Origin of the sequence: Paenibacillus sp. Y412MC10 (assembly GCF_000024685.1) — a bacterium.
Lineage (GTDB): Bacteria > Bacillota > Bacilli > Paenibacillales > Paenibacillaceae > Paenibacillus_AQ > Paenibacillus_AQ lautus_A.
The window spans coordinates 6,953,650-6,969,810 of sequence record NC_013406.1 but is presented as its reverse complement, the minus strand read 5'-3'; the positions used below and the strand labels follow the sequence as shown (position 1 = coordinate 6,969,810).

General features: G+C 51.1%; 17 protein-coding genes. 11 read left to right on the top strand and 6 right to left on the bottom strand.

Annotated elements, in window-relative coordinates; translation table 11 throughout:
- Nucleotides 1-15 precede the first annotated feature (15 nt).
- From GYMC10_RS30850 to GYMC10_RS30840, 3 genes are read right to left on the bottom strand one after another with little or no spacing between them, the layout of a single operon-like run.
- Nucleotides 16-1,179: a glycoside hydrolase family 18 protein gene (locus tag GYMC10_RS30850; RefSeq protein ID WP_015738021.1), complete on the bottom strand. Its 1,164-nt coding sequence runs from the start codon at nucleotides 1,177-1,179 to the stop codon at nucleotides 16-18.
- 6 nt (nucleotides 1,180-1,185) lie between these two features.
- Nucleotides 1,186-2,277 carry an acyltransferase gene (locus tag GYMC10_RS30845; RefSeq protein ID WP_015738020.1) on the bottom strand — a complete coding sequence of 364 codons (1,092 nt, stop codon included), beginning with the start codon at nucleotides 2,275-2,277 and terminating at the stop codon, nucleotides 1,186-1,188.
- A 29-nt stretch (nucleotides 2,278-2,306) separates the two neighbouring features.
- Nucleotides 2,307-3,659 (bottom strand): glycosyltransferase family 2 protein, encoded by a 1,353-nt coding sequence (locus GYMC10_RS30840; RefSeq protein ID WP_015738019.1) that lies wholly within the window; start codon nucleotides 3,657-3,659, stop codon nucleotides 2,307-2,309.
- A gap of 472 nt (nucleotides 3,660-4,131) precedes the next feature.
- Between GYMC10_RS30840 and GYMC10_RS30835 the strand changes: the two genes are divergently transcribed.
- Together GYMC10_RS30835 and GYMC10_RS30830 are read left to right on the top strand one after the other, a co-directional pair.
- Nucleotides 4,132-4,947 (top strand): alpha/beta fold hydrolase, encoded by an 816-nt coding sequence (locus GYMC10_RS30835; RefSeq protein WP_015738018.1) that lies wholly within the window; start codon nucleotides 4,132-4,134, stop codon nucleotides 4,945-4,947.
- Between the two features lie 35 nt (nucleotides 4,948-4,982).
- Nucleotides 4,983-5,978: a sensor domain-containing diguanylate cyclase gene (locus tag GYMC10_RS30830; RefSeq protein ID WP_015738017.1), complete on the top strand. Its 996-nt coding sequence runs from the start codon at nucleotides 4,983-4,985 to the stop codon at nucleotides 5,976-5,978.
- A 118-nt stretch (nucleotides 5,979-6,096) separates the two neighbouring features.
- Here GYMC10_RS30830 and GYMC10_RS30825 read toward each other — a convergent pair whose 3' ends face one another.
- The gene (locus GYMC10_RS30825) at nucleotides 6,097-7,011 is read right to left on the bottom strand and encodes a phosphatidate cytidylyltransferase (protein WP_009591157.1); all 915 of its coding nucleotides are present in this window, start codon (nucleotides 7,009-7,011) and stop codon (nucleotides 6,097-6,099) included.
- Nucleotides 7,012-7,118: 107 nt separating this feature from the next.
- Here GYMC10_RS30825 and GYMC10_RS30820 point away from each other — a divergent pair, with 107 nt between their 5' ends.
- The 9 genes from GYMC10_RS30820 (at nucleotide 7,119) to GYMC10_RS30785 (ending at nucleotide 13,548) form a co-directional block, all read left to right on the top strand.
- Nucleotides 7,119-7,655, top strand: coding sequence for a hypothetical protein (locus GYMC10_RS30820; RefSeq protein ID WP_015738016.1), 537 nt, complete (start codon nucleotides 7,119-7,121; stop codon nucleotides 7,653-7,655).
- Nucleotides 7,645-7,767 carry a hypothetical protein gene (locus GYMC10_RS33190; RefSeq protein WP_015738015.1) on the top strand — a complete coding sequence of 41 codons (123 nt, stop codon included), beginning with the start codon at nucleotides 7,645-7,647 and terminating at the stop codon, nucleotides 7,765-7,767. Before GYMC10_RS30820 ends, GYMC10_RS33190 begins: the two co-directional genes overlap by 11 nt.
- A 226-nt stretch (nucleotides 7,768-7,993) precedes the next feature.
- Nucleotides 7,994-8,743 (top strand): class I SAM-dependent methyltransferase, encoded by a 750-nt coding sequence (locus GYMC10_RS30815; protein ID WP_015738014.1) that lies wholly within the window; start codon nucleotides 7,994-7,996, stop codon nucleotides 8,741-8,743.
- A 23-nt stretch (nucleotides 8,744-8,766) separates the two neighbouring features.
- Nucleotides 8,767-9,714, top strand: a complete 948-nt coding sequence (locus tag GYMC10_RS30810) for a helix-turn-helix transcriptional regulator (RefSeq protein ID WP_015738013.1) — start codon at nucleotides 8,767-8,769, stop codon at nucleotides 9,712-9,714.
- 59 nt (nucleotides 9,715-9,773) lie between these two features.
- Entirely contained in the window at nucleotides 9,774-10,313 is a 540-nt protein-coding gene (locus GYMC10_RS30805; protein WP_015738012.1) for a DinB family protein, read from the top strand.
- A gap of 105 nt (nucleotides 10,314-10,418) precedes the next feature.
- On the top strand, nucleotides 10,419-10,919 hold the full coding sequence (locus GYMC10_RS30800) for a cupin domain-containing protein (RefSeq protein ID WP_015738011.1): 501 nt from the start codon (nucleotides 10,419-10,421) through the stop codon (nucleotides 10,917-10,919).
- Between the two features lie 267 nt (nucleotides 10,920-11,186).
- The gene (locus GYMC10_RS30795; protein WP_015738010.1) at nucleotides 11,187-12,203 is read left to right on the top strand and encodes an SDR family oxidoreductase; all 1,017 of its coding nucleotides are present in this window, start codon (nucleotides 11,187-11,189) and stop codon (nucleotides 12,201-12,203) included.
- Between the two features lie 89 nt (nucleotides 12,204-12,292).
- Nucleotides 12,293-12,634 carry a zinc ribbon domain-containing protein YjdM gene (locus tag GYMC10_RS30790; RefSeq protein WP_009591139.1) on the top strand — a complete coding sequence of 114 codons (342 nt, stop codon included), beginning with the start codon at nucleotides 12,293-12,295 and terminating at the stop codon, nucleotides 12,632-12,634.
- A gap of 200 nt (nucleotides 12,635-12,834) precedes the next feature.
- Nucleotides 12,835-13,548 (top strand): sulfite exporter TauE/SafE family protein, encoded by a 714-nt coding sequence (locus GYMC10_RS30785; protein WP_036659603.1) that lies wholly within the window; start codon nucleotides 12,835-12,837, stop codon nucleotides 13,546-13,548.
- 26 nt (nucleotides 13,549-13,574) lie between these two features.
- On the opposite strand, the gene GYMC10_RS30780 is transcribed toward GYMC10_RS30785, so the two are convergent.
- Together GYMC10_RS30780 and GYMC10_RS30775 are read right to left on the bottom strand one after the other, a co-directional pair.
- Nucleotides 13,575-14,681, bottom strand: coding sequence for a glycosyl hydrolase family 8 (locus GYMC10_RS30780; RefSeq protein ID WP_015738008.1), 1,107 nt, complete (start codon nucleotides 14,679-14,681; stop codon nucleotides 13,575-13,577).
- Nucleotides 14,682-14,863: 182 nt separating this feature from the next.
- Nucleotides 14,864-16,144, bottom strand: a complete 1,281-nt coding sequence (locus GYMC10_RS30775) for a polysaccharide deacetylase family protein (protein ID WP_015738006.1) — start codon at nucleotides 16,142-16,144, stop codon at nucleotides 14,864-14,866.
- Between the last annotated feature and the right edge of the window lie 17 nt (nucleotides 16,145-16,161).

Below are 16,161 nucleotides of genomic sequence, written 5' to 3'. Positions count from 1 at the left end.
AGGCAGTCACCGATGTTACCGTTTGGCGTCTTGCTGACGCTCGTTCAAATGCTCACTCAAGTAGTTCACGATGCCATCCTCTGCATCCTGCGAATACTGCCAGACCATCGCGCCCGCGAGATTCTTGCTTTGGATGTAGCTCACCTTCTCCTTCAAGGCCTCCTGATCCTCGTAACTGATGAAGGTATGGCCGTCATAGAGGTAGGCAGCCTTGGCTTTGTTGTCATAGTAGCGCTTGAAGCCATTTTTGTTCAGGTACGCTTTCTCGATCTGCTTATAATGGAGATTTACCTTGTCGATGTCGATGGGCGTTCCGGGAGCAAAGAGGCCGTTCTTGGCCCCCTTGTTTTCCTTCACGTTCTTCCAGCCGTACGAGTAGGCAGGGATGCCGAGCAGCAGCTTCCTGCTGTCGATGTCGTGGTCCAGGTACATGGAGATGATGCCGTCAATGGAGTGTTTGGATTTCCCCTGGCTGTCCGCGTACAGATTGGAGTTAAAGCCCGTGGTATCCGACCACTTGCCTGTCAGGTCGTAGGTCATGACGTTGATGAAATCCACGTATTTCTCCACTTTTTTGACCTCGACGTTCTGGAAGTACCAGTCCTGCGTTCCGGAAGCGAAGGTAAGCAGATACTTCTTGTTCTTGTGAGGCAGCCTGTACAGCTTCTCCCGCAGCTCCTTCATCAGACTGGTAAAATTCTTCGTATCCTCCGGCCGTGCCTTCTGCGTGTTCCAGGCATGGAACGCCGGATACTCCCAGTCGATATCCACGCCGTCCAGGTCCAGCTCCTTGACCAGGTTGATGATGCTCTCGGTGAAGAGGTACCGGTTGCCGTCCAGCGAAGCGTCGGAGAAGCCGTCTGCTCCGTAGCCGCCTACGGCCAGCACCATTTGGGTCTTCGGATTCGCCGCCTTCAACTGCTTGATGTTTTCTTTGATCTGGTTGTTGGTCGTGCTGTCTTCATGGAAGTAGAGCTCCGTTCCCTTGATCTTCGCAAAAGCGATAAACGCAATGTCCACGCCTTTCTCCGATAGCTTGATGTTTCGGTAATCCTGCCAGGCCTCCACGTAGACCGCCGTAATTTTCCGTTCCTCCGCCGCGGAGATCTGATAGAAGTAAAGACCCATGCCTGCAAGCAGCACCACAATGAATATTTTCGTATATATCGTTATTCGCATCGTCCTTTAACCCCGCCCGCCGAATAGAATGTAGGTTGCCGTTTTGCTTAGGTTTAACACCTTGACGGTGATATAGCTGATGGCGAAGATAATGGTGATATTCACGATCAGACTAAGGGAGGCTTCCAGGAACGTGGCCTCGATTTCGGTTCGGCCGGATAGCATCATTTCTACCAGCAGGTGAACCAGGTAGATGCTGAAGCTGGCCCGGGAGAGCGAGCTGATCAATTTCTGGATTTTATAGTTCACTTGATCGCTGATCCTGGATTCCTTCTCCTTGAAGAAGATAAACAACCCGACAGCCATGAAGAACGTGGTGATGGAGTAATTGCCATAGAACATCTCATCCAGCACGCCGCTGCGCAGCGAAACGAAGTAGGTGGCAACCGGCGTGATAAAAAACGAGATGATGCCCAAATTGTACAGGATATTCTTGGCTTTGAGCGGCAGATCGAAATGGAAGAGATAGTACCCTAGTATGAAATAACCCAAGAATCCCATGAAGAACGGGATGTTCATGATCGGAATGTTGATGTATTGATCGGTTGCGCGGAAGACGGCATCCGAGATGAAACGATAGGCGATGCTGACGATGAACCAGAGCAGCAGATAATACCGCAGATCCTTCTCGCTGCACGATTTGATGAATTTGCTGATCAGCGGCACCGTCATATAGATGGCAATAATAGCGTACAGGAACCAGAGATGGACGTAATTTCGGTCGGTCAGCAGCCGGTAGCCGAAGTCGATAACGAACTCGTACGCACTCAGCTTGCTTCGCATCAGATAGTATTGATTGTACAAGCCGTAGATGAGCGACCAGGTCAGGAGGGGGATGAGCAGCGGCACGACGCGCTTCGTATAAAACTCACGGTAGGAGGTTATCTTCGTCCGCAGAATCATCGCTCCGCTGATCATGAAGAAAACCGGGACGGCAAAGCGGGAGATGGAGTTGAATCCATTGCTGATCCACCATGAGGAGGAGTGGAAATCATTCGTGCTGGTCAGCACCTCCGCCGTGTAGTGCAGGATAATGACGGCTACGATAGATAGAATTCTTAGAATATCGACATAGACAATTCGTTTGTTGGGAACCATGCGGTTTCGGCAGTCTCCTTCACTATAATTTAGTTCGATCCAGCGGCAATGTTCTGGCTGATGGCGGCCACACCTTTGCGCTCCACGAATCCCCAGCCCTCATCATTGTCAAAATATTTGAACGTGCCCGCAATGTTGATGTACAGCAGCAAATTCCGGTAGGTTAGCAGCTCCGCCTGGCTGAACAGGAACATCCTCACGTAATCGCTAAAGGCATAGGTGCTGCCATATTTACGGCATAAGTACAGAGAGATGACGATCTGCGCGGCATTCAGCACCACGCTCATCAGCAGAAAGATAATGGCATGCCACAGGTTCCCACCCACAACCAGCGTCTGCCCCAGATAAAATATCGTGGTAAACGCCGAGAGCGTCCCCAGCATAAATCCGTCAATGGCAAAGAACAGGCTCACGCTGACGCTGAACTTCCGGGACAGCCTGGACCAATAGATCAGGATGCAGTCAATGAAGGCCTTCTGCCAGCGAATGCGCTGTTTATAGAAGTTCTGAAGATTCTCCGGACATTCGGTGTAACATACCGCTTCGGGGGCATAGACGAGTTTTTTCTTCAGCCGATGGGCCTTGATGTATTCATGGATTTTCAGGGTAATGTCGATATCCTCGCCTACCGTGCTGCGGAAGCCGTCGACATGAACGAGGATTTCTTTATAGAAGGCCCCAAAGGCGCCTGAAATCACCACGATCGAATTAAAATACGATTGCGTGAGCTTGCGGACGTAGAAGCCGTGCGTATAATTGATGATCTGGCTTTTGATGAGCCCTTTTCCGCGAAATTTCTCGACGACGGCACCGTTCTTGTCCCGGACGGCCCCCTGCACGATTTTGACCGTACCGCCTAGCGCAATGATATCGTCATCGTGAAAATATTGATTCACATACTTGAGCGAGTCGGCTTCCAGCATGCTGTCCGCATCCAGGGTGATGACGATGTCGGAGACGGCATAATCGATGCCAGCATTCAGCGAGTCGGCTTTCCCGCCATTCATCTTATCGATAACGTAAATATGGCGGTATCGATTGGAACGATAGAATCCTTTTATTGACTTATAGTTCAGCTTGCTGTCGGCCGTCCTGGCACTCGGCTCCAAATCCAAGAGCTCGTCTAGGGCGGATAAGGTTCCGTCCTTGGAGCCGTCGTTGATGATCATGATCTCATAGTTGCTGTAGCGCAAGCCCGCCATGGCATCGATGCAATTCCGGATCGTCAGTTCTTCGTTGTAAGCGGGGACGAGCACCGTGATTGATTTTTCGGCGAGATCGGAATTCAGTTTTTTCACCTTGCTGCACAGCAGCGGTATGAACGTGTAGAGGGCCTGAAACACGAGAAACACGCCGGCTAATCCATAAAAAAAGTACTGCAAACTCCTCACTCCTCTCTTTCTCTATCTTTTTGTGATGAAGACTAGTATGATGCGCTTTGGGCCTGCTCTATGGGGTGCGGATTAGAGCGCTTTTTCTGTCCATTCGATGTCAAGGGATAAAATCGGGCATAGAGGGATAAAATCATACATTTATAACCTCTAATTCCATATAAATACAAATTACATCTTATGTAATAAACTATCGCAATCGTGCTAGTAATGTAAACCCGCTCCATGGATCAAGAAAACGAATACATAGATGCTTTTCGAGAACAGTCTCTGCATAGGTTCGTCTTTCTATATTTTAGGCGGCTAAAGCGATTAAGCATCTATGTACATGGAGCCCGTTCATCTTTCGCCTAACTTCGATTCAACTCGTCTTAAATCGACAAACATTCGGCAAAATGACTTGAAATTTACATAGGGTCCCTTAGAATGGAGAAAGAAGGAAGAGCATAGAGGAGTTTATGTCATGAATGAGGTTATTGCACGGAATCACGTGAAGGTGCGGGGGACAGGGGAGCGTACGCTCATGCTGGCGCACGGCTTCGGCTGCGACCAGAGCATGTGGAAATATATTCTGCCTGCCTTCGAACCGTTTTATCGTATCGTGCTGTTCGATTACGTAGGCTCGGGTGGTTCCGATTTATCGGGGTATACATCGGAGAGGTACGGCAGCCTTCGCGGTTATGTGCAGGATGTGCTGGACATTGTGGAGGCGCTCGAGCTTAGGGACGTGATTTTTATAGGCCATTCGGTCAGCTCCATGATCGGGATGCTGGCGTCGATCGAACGTCCGGAGTATTTCGCTCAATTGATCATGATCGGGCCGTCTCCGCGATATCTGAATGATGAGGGGTACGTCGGAGGATTTGATAAAAGCGATGTGACGGAGCTGCTGGATATGATGGAGATGAATTTTGCCGGATGGGCAAGCTTCCTGGCGCCGATCGCGATGAAGAACCCGGAGATGCCGAAGCTGACCCAAGAGCTGGAGCGCAGCTTTATTTCGGCGGATCCGGCGATTACGAGGGAGTTCGCCGAGGTGACCTTTTTCTCGGACTGCCGGCAGGCGTTATCCCAAGCCACGGTTCCCTCGCTGATCCTGCAATGCTCGGATGACAGCATCGTCCCTATTGCCGCAGGCGAGTATTTGCACAGTCATCTGGATAACAGCACGTTCCGCTTGATGGAAGCGAAGGGGCATTATCCGCATATCAGCCATCCCGAGGAGACGATTACGTTGATAAATGACTATCTGAAATCTGAAGCGGCGTATACAGGCTAGCGGGAATGTACTTGGAAAGGATCGATCGATAAGCAATGGATGAACGATTGAACTATGCGCCATGCGGCTATGTCTCCATCACTCACGAAGGCATGGTGGCGGAGGTGAACCAGACCTTTCTCGACATGATGGGGTATCGGCTGGAAGACGTGTTGCAGAAGCATTTTGAAGCTATGATGTCGACGGCGAACAAGCTTATATTCCACTCTTACTTCTATCCGCATATCAATCTGGACGGGCATGTGGAGGAGCTGTTTATCCGGCTCAAGAACAGCCGGGGGGAATCGGTGCCGTTAATATTGAATGGACGCAAATTTGAGCGTGAGGGCCAGGAACGGCTGGACTGCGTATTGGTGCAGATGGGGAAACGCATCGATTATGAAATGGAGCTTCGGATGGCCAACAAGCAGATTGAAGAGGCTTATTGGGAAAAAGACCAGGCATTGGCCGAGCTGCAGCAGATCCATGCCGAGATTGAACGGAAGCAGACGGAGCTCATGGAGATTAACGCGGTTCTGTTGGAGCTGTCGAATACCGACAAGCTGACCGGACTGAAGAACCGAAGATTCTTTCAGGAGAGGCTGGAAGAGCAGCTGATGCAGTATAACCATAACCGGATTCCGCTCTCGTTGTTCATCATCGACATTGATCATTTTAAGCGCGTGAACGATACTTGGGGACATGGGTATGGGGATGAGGTTCTGTTTGATGTAGCAACCATTCTGAAGACCCACGCCCTCGAAGGAGAGACGGTGGCCCGGTATGGCGGAGAGGAGTTTGTCATGATCCTGCCGGAAACGGATGCGGAGAAGGCAAAGGCCGGCGCGGAGCGGTTACGGCGGGCAGTCCAGGATTTCAGCTGGAAAACGGGCAGCATGACGATCAGTATCGGCATCATCACGGCCAATCCGGACGACAATGAAGCGACGCTCCTGCAGAAAGCGGACGAAGCCCTCTATGCCTCCAAGCAAAACGGACGAAACCAGGTTACCCATTATGACGATTTGAGGCTTCGGGGATATTCGCATTAATACATTCTTTATCCATGAAAAAGCCATAACCAAGTTGAGCCTAAGCTCGCATGGTTATGGCTTATAGAGGTTCAGGCCTCAGTGCCTCCTTTACCTATTTTTTGCGTGAGGATCGAAACTACATAAAATCGTAGAAGTAACGGATGAAATGAAAAAAGATCGGCGAGGTATAGGTCAGGCTATCCACGCGGCTCAGGTAGCTTTTCTTTAAAGCATCGAAACGTCCGTCATCCCCGATTAATAAATCGCGCTTCAGCACGGAAACCGTCAAGCTGCCGAAGAAGCCGGCGAGGCTGATCAGCATGCCGGATAAGAGCCCAAAGGTCGGGCTAAGCGGCGTCAGATAGGGATAGATAAGATAGGAGCATCCGGTGGTGACGAGAAACGCGCACGCAAAGCCTTCCCAGGTCAGATTCGGGTTCGATGTCGGGACGATTCGTCGTTTGCCAAAATAGAGGGAAGCTATAGTGTGCACCACATCGTTCAACTGCGTTAAGACGACGAGAAACAGCACGAGCCCTGCTCCATACTGGGGCGTGGCAAATTGAAAATAAGCCAGGTGGCTGAGACCGAATACCATGAGCATGAGTCCCCACTGGGTCGAGCTGACGCTGCGCATAAATCCGACGGTGCCTTTGTTGATTAACCGCGGAAGCGGCAGCACCAGGAATACATAGATTGGAATGAATACGATGAACATCCCGTACCATTCGATATAGATCCAGTAGAATTGGACGGGGATCGTTAGATAAGCCCACAGAAATAAACGGCGGTCGGCCTTCCGGGTTTTGATCATCGAGAAATATTCTTTGAGCGTAAAGAAGGTCAGCACCATAAGGGATAGCAGGGATACGACGGGATTCAAAAGCGTCGCCAAACAGAAGATGACGAGCATGCCCCACCAGGTTTTGATGCGGAATCCTACTTCGGTATAGTCGATATTCGGCTGCGTCTTACTCATCACGTAATACAGGAGCTGGATGACCGATAAGACGGAGAATATAAGGATCAAGGTTAAAAGCGAGCTTTCCATATGCCTGTCATCACCAACTTGTCACGGGGTACGATTCTTGTTCTACTAAAAGAATCATATGTTATTATGAAGGAATAATTCAATACGGATAAGGGGAAATTTCGTAAATGGTAGACGATCAATCGGTCTTTATATTGCTTACCAATACCGGAACGCTCTTTACGAAAGTCATTCAGGGCTATACGAGAGCGCCTTATAATCATGCTTCGATCTCCTTTAACCGGGAGCTGTCGGAGTTATATAGTTTTGGGAGGAAGAATCCGAACAACCCCCTGAACGGCGGGTTTGTAAAGGAAGATTTGAAGACGGGAACGTTCAGCAAGTACCCCAACACGACCTGCGTGATCTATGAGCTGCAGGTATCCGAACGCGACATCGCGAAGATGAAGCGGGTCCTGCAGGCTTTTATTCGAAAGGATAAAAAGTATTTTTATAACATATTGGGTGTCCTGGGCATCGCCCTGAAGGAACCGATCGAATTCAGCAATTCCTATTTCTGTTCGCAATTCGTGGCCGAGATTCTGCAGCGTTCCGGAGTAAGGTTATGGGATAAGCTGCCTGCCTTGGTGACGCCGGACGATTTTCGCCAAAGCGAGCGCCTGCAGTTGATATATGAAGGGAGGCTGAGCGAGTATGAGCCTTGAACTTCACAAGGCATTGCCGGATTCCGGCGGACATGGCCAAGCTGTACGGGGGACGGTTGCCAAGACATTCAGCTTCATGCGGCAGCAGCGTCAGCTTGTTCCATCCGAATGACCACGAGCTAAGGAAAAGCCCGCTTAGTCTGCATCCAGATGAGGCTGGGCTTTTTGCAGTTCGTGGATATGAAGGTCGGGGGCCCCTCCCAGCAGCAAGTACTGGAGATTAAACAGCATTTGCTATAAAATGGAGTTATAAAAAATGAAATACAGTTTCATCTAATGAAACGATAGACCGTCGGTGTCAGGATTCGCTTATATCTTGGATGGGAGCGTGGTTTAGGATGAACAGCAAGGAACGGTTTTCGAATCGCGTGGATTCGTACACGAAGTATCGCCCGAGTTATCCGCAGGAGGTCATGGATTATCTGTATGGCACGGTGGGACTGGATGGCGAGATCGCCGATATTGGCGCAGGGACGGGGATATTCACGAAGCTGCTGCTGAAACGGGGGAGTCATGTGACCGCCGTGGAGCCCAATCAGGCGATGCGGGAAGCCGCCGAGTCGGACCTTGGCAGCGAGCCCGGCTTCCGCATGGTTTCCGGTTCGGCCGAAATGACGGGTTTGCCCGATCAATCGGTGGATCATATCGTGAGCGCCCAGGCTTTTCACTGGTTTGACCGTCATGCGGCCCAGGCGGAGTTTCGGCGGATTCTGAGGCCGGGCGGGAAGGTTGCCCTGATATGGAATTCCAGGCTCACGGAGGGAACGCCGTTCTTGGAGGCATATGAGCAGTTGCTCCTTACCTATGGCACCGACTATAAAGAAGTGGACCAGAAGAATATTGGGCATGAAACGCTGGCGGCCTTTTTCCGGTCAGGAGATATGAAGGAGGCGAAATTCTTCAATCGGCAGACATTCGATTATAATGGACTATGCGGCCGTCTTCACTCGTCATCTTATGCTCCCCTGCCCGGGCATCCGAACTACGAGCCGATGATGAAGGAGCTTCAAACCATCTATGAACGGAATGAGCAGGATGGCTGCGTGTTTTTTGACTACGAGACGAAGGTGTACTGGGGAGAGGTTTAAGTCCTTTCGGAGGTAAACATAGAATGAACAAGACCGATCGATTACTGGCCATCCTGCTTGAGCTGCAGCAGCGCAAGGTTATGCGGGCCGAAGATTTGGCATCCCTATTCGAAACGAGTGTCCGGACCATCTACCGGGATATTCAGGCTCTTAGCGAAGCAGGCGTACCCGTGATCGGAGCCCCCGGGCAAGGATACTCGTTAATGGAGGGGTACTTTCTGCCTCCCATCATGTTCACGGCAGAGGAAGCCGTGGCGCTGCTCATAGGAACGGATTTCGTCGAGCAGCGCTTTGACGCAGACTATGGCGAGAAGGCTAGGGCTTCCCGCAAGAAGATAGAGTCCATTCTGCCGGACCGTGTCCGCGCAGACGCTGCCCGGGTTCGAAAGACCATGCGGCTCCTTGCTCCCGGCAGCAAGGCAGCTTTAGGAGAAGAGAGGGATTATCTGGAATTGGTTCGTAGGGCCATACTTGAGGAGCGGAAGCTAGAATTCCATTACGTGAAGAACATGCCGGATTCCAAAGGCAACCGAAAGAGCTTTCGCTCGGCGGCCCCTTATGGCCTGGCCTTTCTTCAAGGCTCATGGACATTGATTGCCTGGTGCGACCTCCGGCAAGGCATTCGCCATTTTCGGTTGTCCCGCATGAAGGATCTGACGATCCTTGAGGAGCGCTTTGAGATGCCGCCGGATTTTCATTTGGAGAATTATCGGCCACCGGATGACCGCAATCTGCTGGTTCGGATTCTGGCAATTCATGGCATCGCGGATCGAGTGAAGGAAGCCGGCAACTATTATATCGAGACTTTAGAGGAATGCGAGGAAGGATTGCTTGTGAGCTTTCGCGTCCGCCGTCCGGAGGAGATCCTGCATTGGGTTCTCGGCTGGGGATCGGATGTCGTTGTGCTTGAGCCGCAATCCTTCCGTGACCGAATCCGCGACGAAGCGGAGAAGATGTTTAAACGCTACTGACATGACGTTGTCAGTAGCGTTTTTGTATATTCGGTACAAAAGATGAAGGAGCTGTTGATATGAATACAAAGGAAGCATTGCAGCGTTTTGAAGAGACGGTGAAGGTTTATGTACAGGAACTGGATGGATTCAGCGTGGAGCAATTAAGATATAAGCCGGCGGAGGACGAGTGGTCGATCGGGCAAATGTACCAGCACTTGATTCAATCCGCGCTGTACATGCATCTGAGGAACATCGACCAGTGCTTGAACATGAATGGAGATGCGGCAGCTTCTCCGGCCGGAAAAACGGAAGTGGGAGCGGCGATATTCGAGCAGGGCAGTTTCCCGCCCATCCGCATTCAGGTTCCGCCGTCTCCGCACTACACGCCGGAACAGCCCGCAGACAAGGAGCAGCTGATTCAAGGCTTGAACGCCGTCCTCCATCGGGTGAAAGAAACCGAACCGAAGCTTGGTGAGGCATCCCTGCAGCATACCGTCCCCCATCCGAGGTTCGGAGGATTGCATGCCCAAGAGTGGTTTTTACTCATTGAGATGCATTATCGTCATCATATTCGACAGCTGAATCGGTTGAAACAGGCGTTAGAGCAGCGGGTATGACGAGATATCGGCAATATCGGTTTTCTTGCAAGAAGATTGTTTGAGACACGCTCGGTCCGGGTACTGGTACACGAGTGAACAACGAGTCGAAAGGAGCGGATGACCGTGGAAGTACATGTCAGATCATTTTTCGTGAATGATGATGGAGAGGTTCCCAACAATCCCGACCTGCCCGTCATTGTGTACAATGGGGTATTCGCGGATGACCCGAGCGGGTTGGAGGCAGCCTTTAACCGGCATCGCTGGAGCGGCAGCTGGTCAGGCGGCGTATACGATTACCATCATTATCACAGCAATACGCACGAAGTCCTGGGCGTGCGGTCCGGAAGCGCGACCGTCCTTGTGGGCGGGGATGCAGGGGAGCGGTTGGAGCTTGCTACAGGTGACGTGATCGTCTTGCCGGCGGGTACTGCACATATGAAGCTTACCAGTACGCCCGACTTCGAAGTGATTGGTGCCTATCCCGAAGGGAATACGCCGAACATGAGGGAGCGGAACCCGACGGATCGGGCCCAGGCGATCAACGAAATCCAAAGCGTGCCTGTACCGGATACGGATCCTGTCTTTGGAGAGGAAGGGCCTCTGCTGCATAAGTGGGTGAAATAACCTAAGCATGCGACATTATTAGAAACGAAAAGACTCCCGCTTGCCGCAAGCAGACGGGAGTCTTTCTGCGCGTTACAAAACAGCATGTTAGCCTCATGCCGGTTCACGCACGACCTCTGCAATGCTTCCTGCTCCACCCTCTGCTCAAAGTCCTGTGCGGTTCAACCCTTTTTGGAAATTGTAATGCACCCGTGCCCATGCTATCGTAAAGGATAGAAGGTCAAGTTGCAGTCAGTCTTCTCATTATTGCTACCGGAGGTGCAGTTTATGAAAGCGTTGTTTATTGGAGGAACCGGAACGATCAGCACGGCGATTACGAAGCAGCTGCTGGAACAAGGTTGCGAGTTATACTTGCTCAATCGAGGGAACCGAAACGACACGTTGCCCGAGGGCGCACATATTTTGCAAGCCGATATTCATGACGAAGACCAAGTAGCGAAACTGATTGAGCATCTCGATTTTGATGTTGTAGCCGACTTTATTGCATTCGAGCCCGCCCATCTGGAGAGGGATTACCGCCTATTTGCAGGAAAAACCAAACAGTTCATCTTTATCAGCTCGGCTTCAGCCTATCAAACGCCCCTATCCGATTATCGCATTACGGAAGGGACGCCTTTATCCAATCCATACTGGGCGTATTCCCGAAACAAAATAGCATGCGAAGATTATCTGATGAATCAGTATCGGGAGCATGGCTTCCCGGTGACCATTGTAAGGCCAAGCCATACGTACGATGAGCGGTCCATTCCGCTCGGCGTGCACGGCAGCCAGGGAAGCTGGCAGGTCGTGAAGCGCATGCTGGAGAATAAACCGGTCCTTATTCATGGAGACGGGACATCGCTGTGGACCCTGACGCATAACCGCGATTTTGCTAAAGGCTTCATCGGCCTGATGGGCAATATCCATGCCATCGGGGAGTCGGTGCATATTACCTCTGACGAGTCGCTCACCTGGAATCAAATCTATGAAATCATTGCGGATGCACTTGGCGTACAGCTGAATGCGGTGCATGTGTCTTCCGAGTTCCTGGATGCTACCAGCACGCAGGATTTCCGCGGCTCGTTACTGGGAGACAAAGCGAATACGGTGGTGTTCGATAACAGCAAGCTGAAGCGGCTGGTCCCTGAATTCGTGGCAACCATCCGTGCCGATCAAGGGATCAAGCAGACCGTGGACTATATTTTAGCCCACCCGGAACATCAGCGGGAGGACGCAGAGTTTGATGCGTGGTGCGATAAGGTCATCTCCGCGCTGGAAAAGGCCAAGTCGATCATTACGGGGTAAGGCTTAATCTTTCAGAGGCGGAAGTATTAGCGGACATCTGTTTCGAATATAGGGTATAGTTATTGTAAAACGAATGGAGAAACGAAACGATGTCTACTTTGCCGAATTGCCCGAAATGTAATTCAGAATATACGTATGAGGATGGGAACCTCCTGATTTGCCCCGAATGCGCTCATGAATGGACCCCGGGGTCCCAAGCGGAGCATGATGAAGATGCGAGGGTCATTAAAGACGCGAACGGAAATGTATTGGCCGACGGCGATTCCGTAACGGTAATCAAAGATCTTAAAGTAAAAGGCAGCTCATCCGTATTAAAAATAGGCACGAAAGTGAAAAATATACGTTTGGTCGACGGCGACCACGATATCGATTGCAAGATCGAAGGATTCGGGGCCATGAAATTGAAATCGGAATTCGTTAAAAAGAGTTAAGATGTGTTAGCACGGTTCCATCATGAATAGCAGCAGCAAAAACCCTCCATCAAGGAGGGTTTTTCTCGTCTAACCAGGGCTTTTGCAGCCTATTGCGACAACAAATGAGGAGCAGTCTTGTGATGGCCTTATGGTACAATGACAGGATGGGCTTGCTTCGTATAGGAGCTCCCCGAATAGGTGAAGAAAGCAGGTGCAGCGTGGATATCATACTATTTGCGGTTATTATATTCGTGGCGTCGATTCTCCAGACCAGTACCGGTTTTGGGTTCTCCATCCTGGCTACGCCGTTTCTGCTGTTGTTGTTCCGGCCCGCCGAGGCCATTCAGATTAATCTGATTTTATCGCTTGTCATATCGGCTGCCCTGGTTGCCAAAATCCGCAAAGACATCGACTACGGCATCCTTAAACGATTGGTGATCGGAAGCGCGGCAGGTCTCCCTCTGGGCATCGTTGTTTTTTCGCTCATCGATATCGGCTATCTGAAGCTGGGCGTCAGTCTGATCATATTGGCCCTGACCGTCATGCTGATGCTGAAGTTTAGAATAAACCAAAGCCGCGGCAGGGACTTGGCGGTGGGAGGACTCTCAGGCTCTCTAACGACGAGCATCGGCATGCCGGGTCCGCCCCTGCTGTTATATTTTTCGGGCACCGATACGCAGAAGGCCAAACTGAGAGGGACGACCCTGGCCTTCTATTTGTTCATCTACTCCCTGAGTTTGATCATTCAGGTGATTGTGGCGGGAACGTCCAAGACGGTCTGGGTATCGAGCGGAATCGCGCTGCCGCTGGTATTCATCGGGCTGTTTATCGGACAACGTTTATTCAACGTCATCAACCAGCGCGTGTTTCAGATCTTTACCTATATCATTTTGATCTTTACCGGTGTGTATATGCTGATCGAAAGCTTGTAGCCATGCCAAAGAAGATGGCAGGATCATCATTTGGACTGCTCGAACAGCGTCTCGGCCAGCAAGGGAAACAGGTTATCAAAAGCATGCGTATTCCCGTCAAACACGTATCCTCCCGGATAAGCGGGATCCTGATCCCGGAATTGGAGCATGCTTTCATGCAGCTGCTGCGCCCATGGGAGGTCATTGGTTTGCAGCGCCAGAATGATGGCCAGACCGTAAACGGCAGGCGACTCGTAGTCCGCGTCCGGTTTGCGGCTTTCACGGGTGTAGCGGCCTGCCAGCCGCTGATGCTGGCGGAATTCTCCCTTCAGGAACGCTATAAGATCTGTCGGCGGATGATTCATCTCGGCGAGATGGACGCCAACGATCAATTGATCGATCAGATTGACCGATGCGTCGTACTCATATTGGCCGGAGCCGATGTGATAGGTTTTGGGATAGAAAACGCCGTCCGAAGGCATATGAGCGAGCAGGTTTTGATATCGTTCATAATCCTGGGAGGGTAGGATTCCGTTATCATGCATTTCGCGCAGTGCCGATAAGTCAACGTAGACCAGGCTTAACGCGGCGGCGGATTCATCCCGTGCAAAATCATGATAATCGACGAGGTAACCTTCGGTTTGAATCGCAAGGAGTGCAGACCCGATCCTTTTTGCCAATTGAAGGTATTCTTCCTCGCCCCAGCGATCGAACGCCTTCAGCAGGGCATCGAGGATTCGCAGATCATCGCCCAGCGCATTGGTTGTGACCTCGGATTGACCGTCCGGTCTGAGCTTCCATTGGATATAAGGCTCTTGCTCCTGATTAAGAAAATAGGTGGTAAGAAGCTGGACGCTGTCGTCGAACCGGGCTCGATTGCCGGATACCACGGCAGTCTGCATCCAAAGCCCGAGCGACTCGGATAACGCTTCCCGACCGGCAACGATGTCCGGATTCTCGGAAGCAGCGGGTTTAAGATAGGTGGCAATGGTACCGTTATCGTTTGTCATATGCTCTTCAATGAACGCTGCGGTCAAATCAGGATTCTCCTTGTTCTGGATGATCCAGCAGGCTATGAGGACGATGCCGCCAAGGGCAAGAACGACGATGATCGCAAGAATGGCTTTCTTGCGCGTTGAAATCCGGTTTGTCATAGGTTCACCTCGACGATACTATTTCGATATTCAACAGGTTAAAGCCTTCAAGGAAGACTGGGCGGCGGTGAACATAGCCCCCTGGCTGTAGGAACGGTTATACTTCACTAAAAAAGGCTGTACCTGATGTTGGAAGCTCCAAGCCATCTAAGGTACAGCCCTTCTCGTATAAGGAATAGCGATTATTGCAAACTGACGATGGTAAGTCCCTGATCCTGCAGGCTCTTAATGATTTTCGGTAACGCATCCACGACCGCCTGGGATTCATGCAGGAGAATAATGGAGCCGGAAGCTTCGATGTGCTGGACATAATCCAGGATTTTGCCCTCGTCGCGGGTCAGCCAATCCTCGGGATCCCGGTTCCAGAGCACCACTTTATTGCCTTGCTGGCGGCTTAACGCCTCGGTCCGGTCATCAAAGGCACCGTAAGGCGGACGGAAGAGCACCAGCTTCTCATCGGTAATATGCTCAATGAGATCGGCCGCGCGGGTCAATTCCGCCTTTTGTTCTTCATAAGTAAGGCTTGGCATCTGGCTATGGGTCATCGAGTGGCTGCCGACGGAGTATCCGTTGGCATGGATGGCCTTGACGTAGTCCGGATGTTTTTTCACATTGGTGCCGACAAAGAAGAACGTCCCGCCAACCTCGTGTTTCTTCAAGACGTTCATGATATCCATGGAGTGCTTGGATGGCCCGTCATCGAACGTAAGGGCGACATACCCTTTAGGGATGCTGTAGGAGATGAAATCCTTAAGCTCCAGCTGTGGAACGGCAGCCGAAGTCTTGATCTCCTTCCTCGGTTTGCTATCCGCTTCCTTCTCCACGGAGGCGGCTACAGGTTTGGCGATCATCGCATTCCGGTTCTCGGCAAGCAATTGGATGACCGTTTCAACCTCCGCTGCGGCGGTTATCGCAGCTTCATGCCCGATATCACTCGGGTACGAGTAATTAAATGAACTTAGCAATACCACAAAAATCAAGCTCATTAAGGTTGCGCTTGCCAGCTTAAGCGGAAGCCGATGCCGCTTTCTTGCAGAGTGCGTGGTGTTTAGATTTCCATCGGTCTGTACCTCTTCGGCCAGACCCGGTTCGGATGGAGGCGCAGACAGGAAGGGCAGGGTAGATACAACGTCCAAATGCCGGATAGCCTTGATCGCCTCTAATTCGTTCCTGAAGTGAACGGAGCAAGCAAATGAAAATCGCTCGCCATGGTCACGATATGTACGCGTAATGGAGCCTATGTATTTGTGTTGGATGGCATCCCATGTTGTATGTAAAGATAACCGGTATTTGTGAACCCCGTCAAATTCCGATACGGTCGCTATATTCGCTATGGTTTCATGATCGGTTAACCACAACAGCTCCGCCGATTCCGATAAGGATAGCTTGATTCGCAGAGCAAAAGCCTCGGTATCCCTCTCGATCGCCAGCAGCTCAATGACTTTTCCATAGGAGTCAGACATGACGGCCCTCCTTTCTC